12 protein-coding genes are annotated in these 17210 nt (G+C 45.8%); 8 read left to right on the plus strand and 4 right to left on the minus strand.

The window, feature by feature from the left end; genetic code table 11:
* Positions 1-97: 97 nt before the first annotated feature.
* Positions 98-871 (minus strand): substrate-binding periplasmic protein, encoded by a 774-nt coding sequence (locus DXX93_RS02965; protein ID WP_116006743.1) that lies wholly within the window; start codon positions 869-871, stop codon positions 98-100.
* Between the two features lie 302 nt (positions 872-1173).
* On the opposite strand from DXX93_RS02965, the gene DXX93_RS02970 reads away from it, so the two are divergent.
* From DXX93_RS02970 to DXX93_RS02985, 4 genes are all read left to right on the plus strand, one after another.
* On the plus strand, positions 1174-1698 hold the full coding sequence (locus DXX93_RS02970; RefSeq protein ID WP_116006744.1) for a RidA family protein: 525 nt from the start codon (positions 1174-1176) through the stop codon (positions 1696-1698).
* Between the two features lie 130 nt (positions 1699-1828).
* Positions 1829-3889: a TonB-dependent receptor gene (locus DXX93_RS02975; protein ID WP_258872572.1), complete on the plus strand. Its 2061-nt coding sequence runs from the start codon at positions 1829-1831 to the stop codon at positions 3887-3889.
* A gap of 30 nt (positions 3890-3919) precedes the next feature.
* Entirely contained in the window at positions 3920-4411 is a 492-nt protein-coding gene (locus DXX93_RS02980; protein WP_258872573.1) for a TlpA disulfide reductase family protein, read from the plus strand.
* A gap of 223 nt (positions 4412-4634) precedes the next feature.
* Positions 4635-9110 (plus strand): PAS domain-containing protein, encoded by a 4476-nt coding sequence (locus DXX93_RS02985; protein ID WP_116006745.1) that lies wholly within the window; start codon positions 4635-4637, stop codon positions 9108-9110.
* Between the two features lie 58 nt (positions 9111-9168).
* On the opposite strand, the gene DXX93_RS02990 is transcribed toward DXX93_RS02985, so the two are convergent.
* Genes DXX93_RS02990 through DXX93_RS03000 form a run of 3 tightly spaced genes read right to left on the minus strand, consistent with a single transcriptional unit; the run spans position 9169 to position 12648 of the window.
* Positions 9169-10578 carry a sigma 54-interacting transcriptional regulator gene (locus DXX93_RS02990; RefSeq protein WP_374188921.1) on the minus strand — a complete coding sequence of 470 codons (1410 nt, stop codon included), beginning with the start codon at positions 10576-10578 and terminating at the stop codon, positions 9169-9171.
* A gap of 35 nt (positions 10579-10613) precedes the next feature.
* Positions 10614-11174, minus strand: coding sequence for a hypothetical protein (locus tag DXX93_RS02995; protein WP_116006746.1), 561 nt, complete (start codon positions 11172-11174; stop codon positions 10614-10616).
* Position 11175: 1 nt separating this feature from the next.
* Complete coding sequence (locus DXX93_RS03000; protein WP_116006747.1) at positions 11176-12648, minus strand: sensor histidine kinase; 1473 nt, start codon at positions 12646-12648, stop codon at positions 11176-11178.
* 737 nt (positions 12649-13385) lie between these two features.
* On the opposite strand from DXX93_RS03000, the gene DXX93_RS03005 reads away from it, so the two are divergent.
* The 4 genes from DXX93_RS03005 to DXX93_RS03020 all read left to right on the plus strand — a co-directional run bounded on the left by DXX93_RS03005 (position 13386) and on the right by DXX93_RS03020 (position 17201).
* On the plus strand, positions 13386-13742 hold the full coding sequence (locus DXX93_RS03005; RefSeq protein ID WP_116006748.1) for a hypothetical protein: 357 nt from the start codon (positions 13386-13388) through the stop codon (positions 13740-13742).
* A gap of 158 nt (positions 13743-13900) precedes the next feature.
* Complete coding sequence (locus DXX93_RS03010; protein WP_147302634.1) at positions 13901-14239, plus strand: hypothetical protein; 339 nt, start codon at positions 13901-13903, stop codon at positions 14237-14239.
* A 149-nt stretch (positions 14240-14388) separates the two neighbouring features.
* On the plus strand, positions 14389-15237 hold the full coding sequence (locus DXX93_RS03015; protein WP_220347549.1) for an alpha/beta hydrolase family protein: 849 nt from the start codon (positions 14389-14391) through the stop codon (positions 15235-15237).
* A 434-nt stretch (positions 15238-15671) separates the two neighbouring features.
* Complete coding sequence (locus tag DXX93_RS03020; protein WP_116006750.1) at positions 15672-17201, plus strand: methyl-accepting chemotaxis protein; 1530 nt, start codon at positions 15672-15674, stop codon at positions 17199-17201.
* Positions 17202-17210 lie beyond the last annotated feature (9 nt).

Below are 17210 nucleotides of genomic sequence, written 5' to 3' on the forward strand. Positions count from 1 at the left end.
AAGATGTTCTACACATATTGATTTTACCGCGTACTGTAAAGTACGTGCTTGGCTTGCGTTAGCCATCAGCTGCCATGTAAATTCTACCGAGTTAGTATTACCGCAAATTACTGAATTGCGCGTCTGTATTGTTACTGTCAGCATGAGTCGCATTTGCTTGCCATTGAGCAAATGCGGTTGAAATTTTGTTGATCAGTTGCGCATCCGAATTTTTGCTTAGTGCCATGCAATGCTCGGTTTTTTCTTTGGAATGCAGTGTCAGTCCTGCAACAATGGCGAGGTTACTGGCATTAACTTGCGCTAAACGATAGCGCAGCGCTGCTTCTGATTGGACGACCGCATCAATTTTACCTGTGATCAACTTGAGCAAGTTGATCTCTTCGTTGGATGAAATATCTAAGTTGACACCTGGCTCAAAGCCTTTAGTCGACAAATATCGATAGCTGTTGTCATCTCGCATTACACCGACTACAGAGTTTTTAAGGGACGCTAGTGAGCTAATATCAGCACTGTTAGTGGCTAATTTAAAAATTCTGATTGGGGTCGCTTGGTATACTGGGCAAAACCAATGAAACAGTGGCTCGCGTTGCTCGTTTTTAAAAATAGAGTAAATAAGCACATTAGGTTTGTTGGTGGCGAGGTGGTAGCTTCTTGCCCATGGGTAAATGTTCAGTGAATAATCAAGGTTGGCAAGCGCTAAAATTTCGCGAATATTCTCGGTGACTACCCCTTTGACTTCTGCTTGAACCGTGTCGTTTTTGTAGTGAATAATATAGGGCGGCCAATGCTCAGAAACCACGCTTAGCTGATGTTCTCCGGCGTGGCTGAGTAAGCACACAGATATGAATACCAAGAAAAATAAATGCTTCATTAATTCAACTGCTTGCGATTAACTTACAGACGCCTCTCCGACGCCATTATTAACAAGTACCTTAGCGTTTAGTGGATGAAGTTTAAAGCAATAATGCACTTTGCTGCGATAAATTACGCGCCGGCACGCCAATGCGATCTTTGCTTTGCCAAAATCACGATTATTGGCACAAGAATATATTTTTTAATCCCTAGGTCTTACACTCTCGTAGACAAAGCGCTATCGGTATGGCTCACAACAAGGCCAAACGCGTTAACACCAAACTATTAAAACAACAGATAAAGCGAAAAAGAAGGTGAGTTATGAAACAAGTTTGCGCATGCTCAACACTCAAATCCAAGTTACTGGCGGCGGTGTTAACCCTGTTATTTGTCCCCCTTTCATTGGCAACTACCGAGCATAGTACTGAACATAGTACCGGGCACAGTACCGAGCACAATACCGAACATAGTATCGAGTTTTTAAATACCAAGCCGAGCAATAAGGCATTGCCGTTTTCTGAGGCTGTTAAGGTGGGCAATACGCTTTATTTATCCGGGCAAATTGGTTGGCATGGGGCAACAGGCAAGTTAGCGCAAGGTGGCTTTGAAGGTGAAGCTCATCAAGTCATGAAAAACATCAAAGGCACGTTAACCCAATACGGCTATCAAATGTCTGACGTGGTAAAGTGCTTGGTGATGTTAACTGATATTAAGCAGTTCAAGGCATTTAACCAAGTTTATAGCCAATATTTCAGTGCGCCTTATCCCGCGCGTAGCGCATTTGCCGTAAGTGAGTTGGCAGCGGGAGCATTGGTTGAAGTTGAATGTATCGCCGCTGTAAACTAGCGCCGCCAAGCGATAAAACCCAAACCATAAAACAAATTTAATCGTTACCTAACCGTTACTCGTTGAGTTCTCGACAATTGCTAGACAGTCACTAGCTAATTACTAGCGAAAGGCCAATAAGGAAAAGTTTTTGAAATACTCTCGTCTGATACTGCGCCGCGCCCTGTTTACCGGGCTATTGGCCACTTTTGTTGGTCCTCCATGGCAAGCGGCTGCGCAGCAGCCAACGGGGTTAGAAACCATTACGGTTACGGCCTCAGGTATTGAGCGCCAACTGGCCAAACTCACGGGTAATTTAACGGTGATTGGCGAGCAAGCGCTGCAAGCGGTTAATCATCAGCACATTAATCAGATAATGGCGCAAGTGCCAGGCGCTTGGATTAGCCGTGGCAATGGGCAAGAGCACCTGACCGCACTGCGTTCACCAGTACTTACCGGCGGTGGCGGGTGTGGCGCATTTTTTATGGCGCAAGATGGTATTTCACTGCGTGGTCCCGGCTTTTGTAATATCAACCAATTATTTGATGCGAATGCACTGCAAGCCCAACGTATTGAAGTACTGCGTGGTCCTGCGAGTACCTTGTATGGCTCAAATGCTGTCCATGGCGTGATCAATGTGATCACGCCCGAACCTCTGTCCACGCAAGGTGGCTCCTTGGGGGTAACATTAGGGCCACATGATTACCAACGCGCAACATTTAGTGCTAGTCATCAGCAAAATGAACACGGGTTTATGGCTTATGGCAACAGCGCTCATGATGGCGGCTATAAAGATGATAGTGGCTTTGAACAGCAAAAGTTGACCTTGATTCATCAATTCGAACATGGCCAGTGGTCGGTTAAAAATGTGCTGTCTGCAACTCATCTCAATCAAGACACCGCCGGCTTTATTCGCGGCTTTGAAGCATACAGAGAAGAAGCGCGCAAACGTGAAAATCCGAATCCTCAAGCTTATCGCGATAGCCAGAGTGCTCGTCTATATTCACTTGTTCGCTACCAATTAAGCGATGATGAACTGTTACAAGTGAGCCCTTACTTGCGCTGGACAGACATGGAGTTCTTACAACACTTTTTACCGTGGCAACCGTTGGAAGAAAACAGTCAAACGGGTGGCGGTATGAAGCTTAGCTACCACAAAAGCCAGCAGCGTATTGATTGGCTGGCAGGGGTTGATGTCGACTTTACGCAGGGGGAGTTGGTGGAGTTTCAGGCCGAGCCGTTTGCTCCGCATTTACCCGCGGGTTTTCACTATGATTACCAAGTTGACGCAACCATTGTTTCTCCCTACGCAAAGCTGTTTTGGCAAGCGACTACGCAGCTGGAGTTCACCGCTGGTATGCGCTATGAATACACAGATTACGATTATCAAAACAAGCTAACGGATGGCAGTGCCTGTGCGCCTGATGTGATTAATTGTCGCTATACTCGACCCAGTTCACAACAAGTAAGCTTTAATGAAACCTCATACCAACTTGGCGCTAGTTACCAATTAGCGCCTTCTCATCGACTTTATGGTCAATACTCTCAGGGGTATCGCGCACCGCAAGCCACAGAATTATTCCGCTTGCAGGCCGGACAAACGATTGCCAATTTAGCCCCAGAAACCTCTCAAGGTATCGAGCTAGGTGTACGTGGGCAATCAACTCAACTGTTTTACGACGTTTCATTATTCGCCATGGATAAAGAACGCGTGATATTTCAAGACGCGGATCGCCAGAACGTTAATAACGGTGAAACGCGCCATCTTGGTATTGAATTTTTACTGCGTTATCAACTGCCAGCAGATTTTTTCGTGCAAGCATCGGGCACCTTGGCTAATCACACCTATCAAGCAGATTTGACACTGAGCCGAGTCAGCATCCAAGGAAATGAAATCGATACTGCGCCTCAGCATATCGCAAATGTGCAACTTGGCTGGCAGCATAACGCACAGCAAAAAGTGACGTTGGAATGGCAGCATATGGGCAATTATTACCTCAACCCAGAAAATACCGCTGACTATCGAGGCCATAATTTACTGAATTTACGCGCCAGTACACAAGTAGCAGACAACTTAACGGTGGCGATGCAATGGCTTAATATGACGAACCGAGATTACGCAGAGCGCGCCGATTTTGGCTTTGGTCAATACCGCTATTTTGTGGGTGAACCGCGCTCACTTTTTGTCTCTCTCAACTATCAGTTTGACTAACGCGTGTTACGCACTCGAGGCTAGATAATCATGACATTAAACAACTACACCACACGGCTTACTCAATGGGTTGGCCTAATGTTAACAGCGCTGCTATTGATGTTATCGAACCCAGCAGCGGCAAAGCATGCCAAGCTTATTGAGTTGGAAGAAAAATTAGCACAGCACCAAGGGCAAGTGGTTTATTTGGATTTTTGGGCTTCTTGGTGCATACCGTGTAAAGCGTCATTCCCGTGGATGAATGCAATGCAGGCGAAGTATCAAGCGCAAGGGCTTAAAATCATCACAGTGAACCTAGATGCCGATAAGGCACACGCCTTGGACTTTCTTGCCGAGCATCCGGCCGATTTTGAGGTGATTTATGACCCCAAAGGCAAAATCGCGCGTCATTTCAATTTACCGGGCATGCCAAGTAGTATGATATTTGATCGTCAAGGCAAGCTCGTGGCAACCCATGTCGGTTTTAACGACGTCAAAAAAGTACAGTATCAACAAGCATTGGCTAACTTGCTCGCCAATTAGGTTTGTTGCGAGACAAAACTACGATCTGTTGGACAGCCTATTTCGAGTCGCTGTTTTAAGGCTATGTTTTAAGGCTATGTTTTAAGACTATGTGTTGAGACTTTGTTCTAAGACACTGATTTCAAGCATAGGCACCTAGTGCTATGCAAATATTTGGGTTTACTCAATGGGCATGTAATACTTTACAAAATATTAATTTATTCCAATTCCCTAGGGTTTTTTGATGCAAAAAATGCACTCAGTACTGGCTAATTTTACTCGCCGTTATATTTTACTGTTTGCGCTGAATGTTTTATTGGTCGCCGTTGCTTTTTCTCAGTTGCGGCTTCACTACCAAGAGCAGCAAGTGTTTCAGCAAGTGTCGAAGGTTGCCGATGACCAACGAAATTCACTACAACAAATCAGCCTATTACTCGTTCAATACCAACAAGCAAACAAGGTCAATAGTCCATCTAAGCTTGTCGCAAAAGTGATCGCAACAGCGCAAGCCATGCGAGAAAACCAGGCAGCCTTGGTTCAGCATGTCGAGCTGTTGATGGCAAACGAAGCCTCAGATTTTTCGCTCAACATGGCGACATATCGCGACTTAAACCAGCGCTTGGCGGCATATTTGACCAGTGCCGAAGCGCTGGCTAGGGATGCGACAATGTCTGCGCAACAAATGGCCAATATTAATGCCTTGGCGAGTGATTCGTTTGTTATCGCGCTTGAGCAGGCGCTCACGGTGTTTAAACACGAAGCGAGTGAGCGTTTTCAGGCCAGTGAACGCATAGGTGCATTGATTTGGACAGTGACCGTACTGGTCTTTTTAGCTGTCGCTTGTTACGCCTATTACGTTATACGCAATTTGTTACAACAAACCTACTCGAAGCTGAGCAATGAGCGCAATCGCGCGTCTGATTTTCAATTTGCCATCAACAAGCATTCCCTCGTTTTACAATTCGATCAGCAAGGCATTATTACGTTTTACAATCAGCGCTTTAGCCAAGTGTACGGCTATGAGTCGGACGCCTTGCTGTTTCAGCCTGTTGAAAAACTAAGAAGCGACCATCACACAGATGCCTTTATTGACAAAATTTATCAAACGCTGCGCACAGGCAGTGTTTGGCGAGGTGAATTGTGCACGCTTTCTTGCAACGGCCGTAAGCTTTGGTTCACGACGACGATAGTGCCATTAAAAGCTGACAAAAAGCACAATAAGTTCATGCTCATTCAAAACGATATTACCGAGCAACGCCAAACTGAGTTAGCACTAAAACGCATCCACGACCTGACCTCCGATAGCAGCGCCAATTTTGAGCGAAAAATAGATAATTTACTGGCACTGGGTTGCGAGCTGTTCCACTTGCCGCTCGGTATTGTCAGCCAAGTGCAAGACCAAGACTATACTGTGCTCTTCGCCCGTAGCACCAATGATGCGGTGTGCGCTGGCGAATCATTTCCATTGGCTAAAACCGCTTGCTTTCACGCCTTAAATACCAATAAGCCGATTGCCATAGAGCGAATCAGTGAGAGCGACATTAGCGGTCATCCCTGCTATCAAAACGTTGCTTTGGAAACTTATATTGGCGCCCCCATATTGGTTGATGGCAAGCGATTTGGCACCTTGAACTTTTCCAGCGCTGAGCCTTATAGCCATGAATTTATAGATGCCGATCTAGAAATTATTCAGCTGATTGCGCAATGGATAGGTTACGAGCTGATGCGCAAACAGCAGCGTGAACAACTCTTGGGTCAACAGCAATTGATGGAGCAGATGAGCCAGCTGGCGCGCCTTGGTGTGTGGGAAGTAGATCTTAGAACCAATCAAATTTACTGGTCGCCAATGACCAAACAAATTCATGAAGTAGCTCCTGACTATGTGCCTGATTTGGATACGGCGATTAATTTTTACAAAGCAGGACGCAGTCGCGAGTTAATTACCAAGTTAGTCGAGCGCTCTATTTCGCACGGTGAGTCTTATCAGCAAGAGCTTGAATTAATCACTGCCACAGGGAAAGAGATATGGGTCGTTGCCAAGGGGGAAGCGGAGTTTGAAAATGGCGAATGTATCCGTTTGTACGGCTCCTTTCAAGACATTACTAACCGCATTGAGGCGCAGCAAGAGCTCGCTGACAGTAATGAACGGTTAGCGTCTGTGATGCAGGCCACTGCGGTAGGGATTTGGGATTGGGAAATTGATACCGATAAAGCCGTGCTCAATGAACGTTGGGCCAATATCATTGGCTATACCCTCGCTGAATTGGCACCCACTACTGGCCAGACTTGGACGTCTAGGTTACACCCTGACGATTTAATATTGTCGCAACAGGAATTACAGCGTCACTGGCGTGGTGAAACACAGTACTACAGCTGCGAAACGCGATTGCGCCATAAAGAGGGGCATTGGCTTTGGGTGCTAGACACGGGCAAAGTTGTTGAATGGCATAATGATGGCCGCCCTAAGCGTATGATTGGCACCCATTTAGATATCAGTGAGCAGAAAAACGCTGAGCAAAAAATTAAAGACAGTAACCGACGAATGCAGCTTGCCGCTGACTCTGGTGGTATCGGTGTTTGGGATTACAACGTCTTAACCAACGAATTGCAATGGGATGACTGGATGCTCAAGCTGTATGGTATTGAGCGCGAAAACTTTTCCGGTGCACTCAGTGCGTGGCGACAAGGTTTACACCCAGACGATCGAAAACGCATTTACAGTACGCATCAACAAGCGATTGATTCAGCTGGCAAATTTGAAGCGCAATTTCGTATCATTCGCCCGTCAGGTGAAATTCGTTATCTCAAAGCAACGGCCATCAACACGGTCAATGACGACGGCCAAGTCACCAATATGATTGGCGTAAACTACGACATTACTGAGCGAGTGCGTAATGAGCTAGCGCTGACGGCAGCGAAAACCCAAGCGGAATCGGCGGTAAAAGCGAAAAATGAGTTTTTGGCGAGTATGAGCCACGAAATTCGCACGCCGATGAACGGCGTGATTGGCATGTTAGATCTGCTGCAAGATACTGAATTAAGCAAGGATCAACAGCACAAGGTTTCACTGGCACAAAGCAGTGCGAATTCTTTACTTCAGTTAATCAACGACATACTCGATTTCTCAAAAATTGACGCTGATAAGTTAGATCTTGAAGCGATTGTGTTTGATCTCGCGCATATGATGGGGGAACTCAGTGAGTCGATGGCACCGCAGGTGCAGGCGAAAAATATTGAGTTAATTCTCGATACCGTTGGCCTATCCGACCGTCAAATCGTCGGTGATCCCAGTAGAATTCGCCAAGTGCTGACCAATCTGATTAGCAATGCCGTCAAGTTTACTCATCAAGGGGAAATCTTGGTGAAAGCGAGTTTGGTTGAAGAGGACGATAGCCACTGGCGATTGTTGCTTACCGTGAGTGACACTGGCATTGGGGTGGCAAAAGAAAAGCAGCATTTGTTGTTTGAAAAATTTCGCCAAGTGGACTCGTCAACGACGCGCAATTACGGCGGTACGGGATTGGGCTTGGCGATTGTCAAAAAACTGTGTCGCCGTATGGATGGCGATGTCAGTGTCCGCAGTGCGGCTGGGCAGGGTAGTGAGTTTACCTGTGATATTTGTGTAGGCAAAACGCCACAAATAGTGCCGCGTATGCCGAAAGTCGATATTAGCCAGCTGAATGTCCTTGTCGTTGACGACAATAATACTAATCGCGAAGTGCTAGAGCGCCAGTTAAGCCAATGGGGAGCAGCGGTTGTCTCGTGTAAAACTGGTGCAGAAGCGATAGCCCATTGTCAGCAGCGTATCGACCTGCAGCAGCCCTTGTATGACATTGCCATTTTAGATCGTCAAATGCCCGCGATGGATGGTGAGGTGCTGGCGCGAGCGTTGAAAAAACTCGATGTCGGTAATGGCATGAAACTTATCGTCATGACCTCAATGCAAACCCCTGGCGATGGCAAGCGCTTCGCACAAATGGGCTTTAGCGGTTACTTTCCAAAACCGGCAACCATTAATGACCTGCATGCCGCCGTGAATATTATCGCAGACAATGGTGAGGCGCTGCGCCATGCTAAACCACTCGTTACTCGTCATTACATTAGTGAGCTTGGCAGCCAAGAAGGTCACACAGAAAGTGAGAAGCCGTTAACAAATGCAAAGTCTTTAGCAACGACTGAGCGCTTAGCGGAGACTGAGCCATTAACAGATCATGAGCCATTAACAGATCATGAACCATCAGCAGATCATAAATCCACGGAACATGCGATGGCACAACCGCCAGCGGTTGTCGACAGTACTGCTAAAGCGTCTGCGGATGGGCCAAGAATTTTGCTCGTTGAAGATAATCGCGTTAACCAAATGGTAGCAAAAGGCGTATTGACGAAGTTGGGGTATGGCTGTGATATTGCGGTTAACGGAGTTGAGGCATTGCGTATGTTAAACGATGTGGCACAGCAATATGATGTCGCGTTAATGGATATCCAGATGCCCGAGATGGACGGCTATCAGGCAACGCAAGCGATTCGAGCAGGTCAAGGGGGCAGTAAGCATCAGCACATGGTTATTATCGCCATGACTGCAAATGCCATGGCTGGCGATAAAGAAAAGTGCTTAGCCGCGGGTATGAATGACTACTTGAGTAAACCTATCAACAAAGACGCGCTTTCGAGTACGCTAAGCCGCTACTTGGTTGTACCATCGACAGCCTCATTATCCTAGCGTGCTGATAATCGTGCTGACAATTAAGTAATAGGTTTTTTGCTACTCATTTTTTCTATTACTCAAGTGGCGATTCATCATTTGCGTCGCGAAATGCTTCCGGCGTGAGATGATGGCGGTTGAGTAGTTTATAAAACTCACTGCGGTTGCGCTGAGCGATGCGCGCCGCTTGGGTCACGTTGCCGTTAGTTAATCGTAACAACTTAGCGAGATAGTCACGCTCAAATTGGTCTCTTGCCTGCGCGAAAGATGGCAGCTCACTGGGTTTATTGCGTAGCGCATTACTGATTAATTGCTCGCTGATCAGTGGCTCAGTTGCCAAGGCAATACTTTGTTCGATGACATTTTCAAGCTGGCGAATATTGCCGGGCCAAGGCGCTGTGATGAGCAGCTCCATCGCCTCTTGAGTAAAGCCACTGACCGTCACATTGTCCGTTTGATGCTTGCCTTTGTGCAGAAAATGCTGGGCGAGCAGGGGAATATCTTCTCGGCGCTGAGCAAGCGCTGGAATTTCCAGTTCGACCACGTTTAGGCGATAGTAGAGATCCTCGCGGAACTTACCTTCGATAATCGCTTTGCGCAGGTTTTTATGCGTGGCTGAAATCACGCGCACATCCACTGCGATAGATTGCGTACTGCCGACTGGGCGAATTTCTTTCTCTTGCAATGCCCGTAGTAATTTAACTTGAAAATTCATTGGCATATCGCCAATTTCATCGAGAAATAAGGTGCCGCCATGACAAGCTTCAAACAAACCGACATGACGCTGATCTGCGCCTGTAAACGCTCCTTTTACGTGACCAAATAGTTCAGACTCAAGCAGTGATTCAGGAATCGCCGCACAGTTTATGGCGGTAAAAGGCGCACTAGCGCGCTTACTCGCTCGGTGCACTGCATTGGCCAACAGTTCTTTACCGGTTCCACTTTGCCCTTGAATCAACAAGCTAAAGTTACTTTGTGCGACTTGCTTGGTTTGCTGTAACAGTTGCGCCATTTTACTGCTGCGGCTAATAATATTTTTGCGCCAGCTTTCCGTGTTTTCTTGACCTGAGCTGAGCGGTTGCAGTTTTAGTGCTTGCTCAACGGTATCGAGTAGCTGTTTACTCTCAAAGGGTTTGGTGAGGAAACTGAATACCCCTTGTTTAGTGGCATTAATTGCATCGGGAATTGTGCCGTGCGCCGTCATGATCACAACTGGCAGGTTAGGGTGGCGTTGGCGTACTTGTTCGTATAGGGCAAAGCCATCCATGCCCTCCATTTTTAAATCGCTGATCACGACATCGGGCTGAAAGCTACTCATCACGCCTAGTGCTACTTTCGCGCTTTCGGCTGATTCTACTTGATAGCCTGCGCCTGCTAGCCTAATCGAAAGCAGCCGCAACAGACTGGGATCATCGTCAACGACCATAATTCTTGCGTGCTCGTGATTCATCAATGGCTCAGGCTTACTTGGTGCTTGTCTTGTCATGGTGCTTGTCTTGTTATGCTTGTTGTTTGTTATGGTTAGTGGTCTCGCGCATTTAACTGAGCTTCAATTGCTTTTAATTGCTCTAGCTTTTCGGTCAGTGATGTATTCGCTTCTTGATACATCGCCAGTTTTAACGTCAGTTTGGCGATTTCTTGTTGGCTTTGTGTCACGTTTTGCTTATTTGCTTGCAGCAAGAGCAATTGTTGATTGAGTTGATCGCGGAGCATAGTGACAAATGCTAAATCAGCGGCAGAGACATGGGCGTAAATATACTGGTTGAAATCCCCTTGATTTAACATTGCTTTTGCTGTGTATGGATTGTGTATCGGCGAACTTGGCAAGCTGCGCAACAAGAGTAAGAATAAATCAGCATCGGGTACTTGTTCGCTTTTTCGTTGCTGTTGCAGTGCCGTTTCACTGGCAAGCTGCTCTGCTTCCAATCCTTTGAGCCATTGATAATAAGCACTTAAATTAGGTTTAGCCGCTAAAGGTTGGGCGGTGATGACTGGTGTTGAAGCGGGCGGCGGAAGGAATAAACTGCAACCTTGCAGTAACTGCGTTAGCGCAATCAGTAGAATTAAGTGTGTCACCTTCATGTTATGCCTCCTGAGCGCTCAAGCTGGGTAATTTCACGATAAACGTGGTGCCATGAGTTTGCTTGGCTTGGTTTGATTGAACGTCAATCGTGCCGCTGAGTCGCATCACCAGCTCTTGTACTATGGTAAGTCCCAAACCACTGCTGTCTACGCCGTTGGCAGTGGCTAGCTTACCTTGGTAAAAAGCATCAAAGATGTGGGTACACTCTTGCTGTGACATTCCTGGCCCGTGATCGCTCACACTTAATTGTAGTTGTTGGTCTTTTACCGCTGCGCTTATTTTTATCACATCATCATTATTGGTGTATTTAATGGCATTGGATAACAAGTTTTCAATCACCACGCTCAGTTGTTTTTGATTGGTTTTCAGGGTGGCATCTGCCAGCGCCAATTCAACACTTAATCCCTTTTTTTGCAGGGCTAATTTATGTTGCTTAACAACAGTTTCAATCACTGGGGCGATAAGGAAGGTTTGTCTGTCCTGCAGGCTGGTTGAATCGAGTACAATATTGAATGCCAACAAGTCTTCGATAAGCTGCTGCAAGCGGTTAACGTTGTTGATGATAATACCACTGACCTCTTTTTGACCTGCGTTGAGCGCGCCCAAACTGTTGTCATTAAGTAAGGCACTACCTTCGCGAATTGCTGCGAGTGGCGTTTTGAGTTCGTGGGATATGTGGCGAATAAAGCTGGATTTTTGCAGCTCTAAAGCGCGTAGCCTAACCCGCATCGTTTCCAGTGCACGAGCGATGTTACTAATTTCCTTGGGGCCCGTGAGTTCGAACGCATGTTCAAAATTGTCTTGCGACAATTGGTCAATCTGGCCGGTAATACGGCGCAGTGGACGATTGATTAAATAAACGAAGAAAATCGCGATCAGCAAACTTATCGGTACGATCAGTAAACTTTGGTAAATGACAACATCAACACTTTCGGTCTGATCCCTAATCGCGTGTGCTTTCAGTTGAATAAGCTGATCGCTTCGCGCCCTGATCGCTTGATTGATCGGCACCATTTGACGAAATGCTGTCGCAACTTGCTCAAGCGCTTGAAATTCTCTTGGTAGCTGCTGCGCTAACTCACTCAGTTGATCATTGAGTGATGCAATGCTCGAATCTAGTTGTTCGTCATTCATCTTTGCGAGCTGTGTTTCCAGAATATTAACCGCTTTAAAGTGCTCGACGGTAAATCTGTCAAGCAATTCAATTTCTTTTAGCACCATAAACTGGCTGGCAAAGCGCTCTGCTCGTGTGAGGGTTTGGCTCAGGTCTTGGTTTGCTTTTACCAAGGTGGATACTGCGAGTATCGATTGAACTCCCAAACTTGATGCCGCTTTAGTTTGCTCTGCGATATACAGCAGCGCGGCGAATAGAGGCCCGATAACACTAAAAAAACCAAGCACGGCAAGGTGTTTAATTGACAATTGACTGGCTGAACGTCGTAGCTTAGCAAGCACCGGCAAGTCGCTGGTCATAAGCAATTTCTCTTCGTTGATGAAATATACCAAGCTGCATCAATAAATCGCGCTGAGTTGAGCATATTGTGATGCGGATTGGTATTAGTTAGCCCCTCCATTTAAAGCGCTTCTATGAGTAAATTCAACACTGTTGCTTATTGGCAACACAGGATTGTCTCTCTGCTTTTCTGTGCTAAGTGACTGATTTTAAAGTACTACGCAAAAATGTAATTGAAAATGAGTGATTAGATGTTTAGTTGCTTGTTGTTAACTGTTGTTGAATAGCAACAAAATAAAGTGGTTAAAAATTATAAAAAACCATATTTATCAATGCTTTGTAAGTTTGGTATGACAAGTGCAACAGGGTGATTGCAGTGAGTAACGTGCATGACTTTGACAACTAGCAAAAAGATAACAAAGCGGTTGCATAGCACAGGTCAAGGTCGCTTTGGGGACTAAAAACCGTTACGAGAAAAAGTACCTTGAGGTCGTCGGCTATTGCCCCTAGATAGTGCGCCCCTCAATGGGCTTACCCCAAAGCGACTTTATCACTGCAAGTAGGCTCAATTGACGTTGAGGCGACTTGAGGCACACGATATCGAGCAAGGCCGCTTGAGCGTATATGTTGAATTACGTGCACAAGGATGGTTCATCAGTGATAGGCAATTTATTTGCCTGCCAATGTCAGCTGAAATAGTCAACTGAATCAAGGTTAAATTGAGTCATAAAAATTACTTAAACAAGGATATCGAATCATGAAAAATATTAGTTTATTGGAAGTTACAGCGTTTGTACTGGTTGCCACCGTAAGCTCGATCACAGTGCAAGCCAATGCCGAGCCGAAAGATGTTGATAAAGAAAAGCCAGTCATGGCGAAAGTGGAACAAGCACAAGATGCGGTCAAGGCAGATCAATTACTTGCCCATGACAAATTGTTTGCACCGCTAGATATTGATAGTAATGGCGTGATTAGCGAGCAAGAGTTGAGTATGACCAAGAACAAGCTATTGAAAAAGCAGTTTAGCAAAATCGATAGTAACGCCGATAAAGGCATCAGTGAAGAAGAACTCAAAAGCTTCTTGGCGAAAGTGGATATTAAAAACAACTTTTAGTGCATGGCAGTGACAACCTTGAGTGGCCTTACCAATAGCGCTCCATCAGGTTTCACAGCTATGTTCACAAATATGTTCACAACGGCTTATAAATACGTTTCTCCCATTTTGCCGATTGCGCCCCCAACCCGTAATCGGCTTTTTTACAAGGTAGCACAATGACTCAAGCTATTTCACGGTGTGTACGCATGGATGACTGGATTTTTGAAGTAAAGTTAGTACGCGCCCTTAAAGTTGATAGCTATGGACAGCCATATCGGGCAATTGCTCAACTCAATATTAATGGCGATTTCGCCTTTGTCGACGGTAGCTTACATGCAGCCCAAGACACGTTTTCTGCGCAAGACATCGCAACATTTCAGCGCATGTGTGAACTCTTGGATGTTAAAGAGCTACATTTAGGCGCAGAGCCGCAGCTACCGAGTCAGTCACCTCCGTCAGAAAGTGCGCAGGGCGAAGGCGTTAAGCCGATAAAAACTGTACAAAAAATAGCTTGATTGCCTTGGCGAGCTTGGTTAGGTTATTTTAATGGTCAGGCATTGAATCGCTGTCATTGATTAGCGGCTTCAAGATTACCGCTGTTCGCGACAGAAGCTTACCATCTCAATCTAGTAGTAGCCCAACTTTAGCTTTAAGGAATTAGCTCGTGCACCAAAGGTTTAGCGTTGAAATTTGTTGTCATAACCCCTTGGTAGGGCACTATTTCAAAGCGCAAGAAAGCGCAAAAGGCGTGATTGTTATCGCACCCGCCATGGGAGTTGAGCAGAAGTTTTACTTCGACTTTGCCGATTGGCTAGCAACGCAAGGCTTTGATGTACTGACATTTGATTATCGAGGGATAGGCTTGTCATTGCGTCAGCCATTGTCAAAAGTTCAGGTGTCTATTTCTGAATGGGTGCAACAAGATTGTGCTTACATGATTGATAAAGCCGCGTTAATGGCACAGGACAAGCCACTATACTGGCTTGGTCATAGCTTGGGCGGACAAGTCTTCGCGATGATCCCTAATCGTCACAAGGTAACTCGACTGATTACGGTTGCTTCTGGCTCAGGTTATTGGCGCAAGTCTGATCCCAAAGTCAAAGCATTATCGCTCGTGTTGTGGTTTATGTTGGCGCCTGTGGCAACTAAACTTTGCGGCTACTTTCCCGGTAAGCAGCTGGGTGTGGTTGGCAATTTACCTCGGCAAGTGATCCGTCAATGGCGTGCTTGGTGCCTTGATCCCGATTACCTCGTTGGCTCTGAGGGTATGCAAATTCGCGCTCAGTATCAATCCTTAGCTATTCCTATTACTGCCATTGCGTTTAAAGATGACGAGCTGATTAATTACGCTGGTTTTGAAAAACTGCATAGCTTTTATCAGTCAGCAGACAAACGGCATGAGTATATTTGCCCTAGCCAACAAAATGTTGCTCGTATTGGGCATTTTGGTTTTTTCCGAGCACAACATCAAAACACGCTGTGGCCGACTTTCATTTCATCAATGTTTTCTTAACACCCGCATAACAATTGCTTGTGTCTTGTTCAATATTACGAGCGATAACTCTAGTTATTACAATTATTTACGTTTAATTACGGATGATGATCGCAAGCCTGCGTTATGATCTTGACCGTTAGGTTGAGATATCAAAAATTCATAATTCTTTCCTACATTTGTATATCGATATACCAGTAGAGCTTTGCTTGATTTTGAATTGGCTTGGCTGGTCTAAGGTGCACATATTTTGCGTAATACGAGTGAATCGGGCTAATTGCATTTTGATTCGCATAGAGACAAAACGTATAGTTATTGATATAGATCAAAATCTGATCAGGCCAATTATTTGGTTTTTTGATGGATATCAATTATTTGGTTTTTTGATGGATATCAATGAAAAATTTTAAATTGTTACTAACGAAATTACTTTTCACTATTCGAGGTTTACATTTATGAGCGGCGCGGAAGTCCTATTTCCTGAATCTGAGCAACTCGTGTCAATTACTGACACCCGTGGGGTAATCACATACGCTAACCCTGAGTTCTGTAAGATTGCTGGCTATAGTGAGCAGGAACTCATTGGTCAACCGCATAACCTAGTACGCCACCCTGATATGCCCAAGCTGGCATTCGGCGATTTATGGGAGAAGTTAAAGCGCGGTGATTCATGGCGTGGCATGGTGAAAAATCGCTGTAAAAATGGCGACTACTATTGGGTTGATGCCTTTGTCACACCGCTCTACAAAGAAGGCGTAGTCACTGGCTATCAGTCGGTGCGTTGTAAGCCATCACAGGCGCAAAAAGCGCAAGCGCAAGCGCTCTATGATGCACTTAATCAGCAGAAGAAAGTCTCGGATTTTCATGCGAACAGCACACTTAAAATCACGATCGCTGGGCTAGTGTGTTTATTTGCTGCGATATTGCTTTACGTGCAAACAGGGGCCATTGCACTGGCTTTACTTCCCTTTATTCTGGTGGCGATATTAACGGCGGTTTTCTTTGAAGAAATGATTCGATTGCCCAAATACGTTGCGCAATCAAAAGCACTTTACGACAGCCCAACGCGCTTGATTATTAGTGGTAAAGGTATTGTCGGTATTCTCGACTATCCCAGACAACTGCTCAGCGCAAAAATTCGCACCGTATTAGGTCGTGGCAATGACTCTGGCCGCAGCTTAAAGCAGGTCGCAGAGCAATTACAAACGTCAACGGGGGAAGCGTTTGCCAGTATCATGGAGCAAAGCAATCACTTAGACCAACTGGCCACTGCTATCACCCAAATGAGCACTAGTTTTGAAGAAGTCAACCGCAATACCGCGTATGCCTACGACAAAGTTAGAGAGGTTCAAACAACGTGTGATGGTGCGATTGAGGTTGTGAACTCTAGCCAAGCTAAAATCAGCGTGCTAGCTGGCGAGGTGGATAACGCCGCAAGCACCGCGCACAAGTTAGTCAGCGATGCCGATGAAATCTCAAGTGTCATGGCGGAAATTGAAGGGATTGCCGATCAAACCAACCTACTGGCGTTAAATGCCGCGATTGAAGCGGCACGAGCTGGCGAGCAAGGCCGAGGTTTTGCTGTCGTCGCTGATGAAGTGCGTACCTTGGCAAGCCGAACTCAAGGCGCGACAGAACAAATTCGCGGCTCGGTAAAAGAGCTGCAAGCAACGTTAACTTCATGGCGTGAGTTGATGTTGGCGAGCAAAGACAATGCGGAACAGTGTAACGCTGAGTCCATTGAAGCTAAGCAAGCGATGGGCAAAGTGAACGCTATGATGAATGAGTTAGACGATGTGACTGCGCAAATTTCTACTGCAACGGAAGAACAAAGTGTGGTCACCGCACAGATCAAAGATAGCGTGCAAACCATTACAGATCACTCTCATCGCAATACTGAAATTTTCCGTCAAGTAGAACGCAATAGCGTTGATGTTTTCAAAAATGTTGAAGATATCGAAGAGTTGAGTAGTACGTTTAAGTAGAACGTTGAA

The organism is Thalassotalea euphylliae, from assembly GCF_003390335.1.
Taxonomy (GTDB): Bacteria; Pseudomonadota; Gammaproteobacteria; order Enterobacterales; family Alteromonadaceae; genus Thalassotalea_F; species Thalassotalea_F euphylliae_B.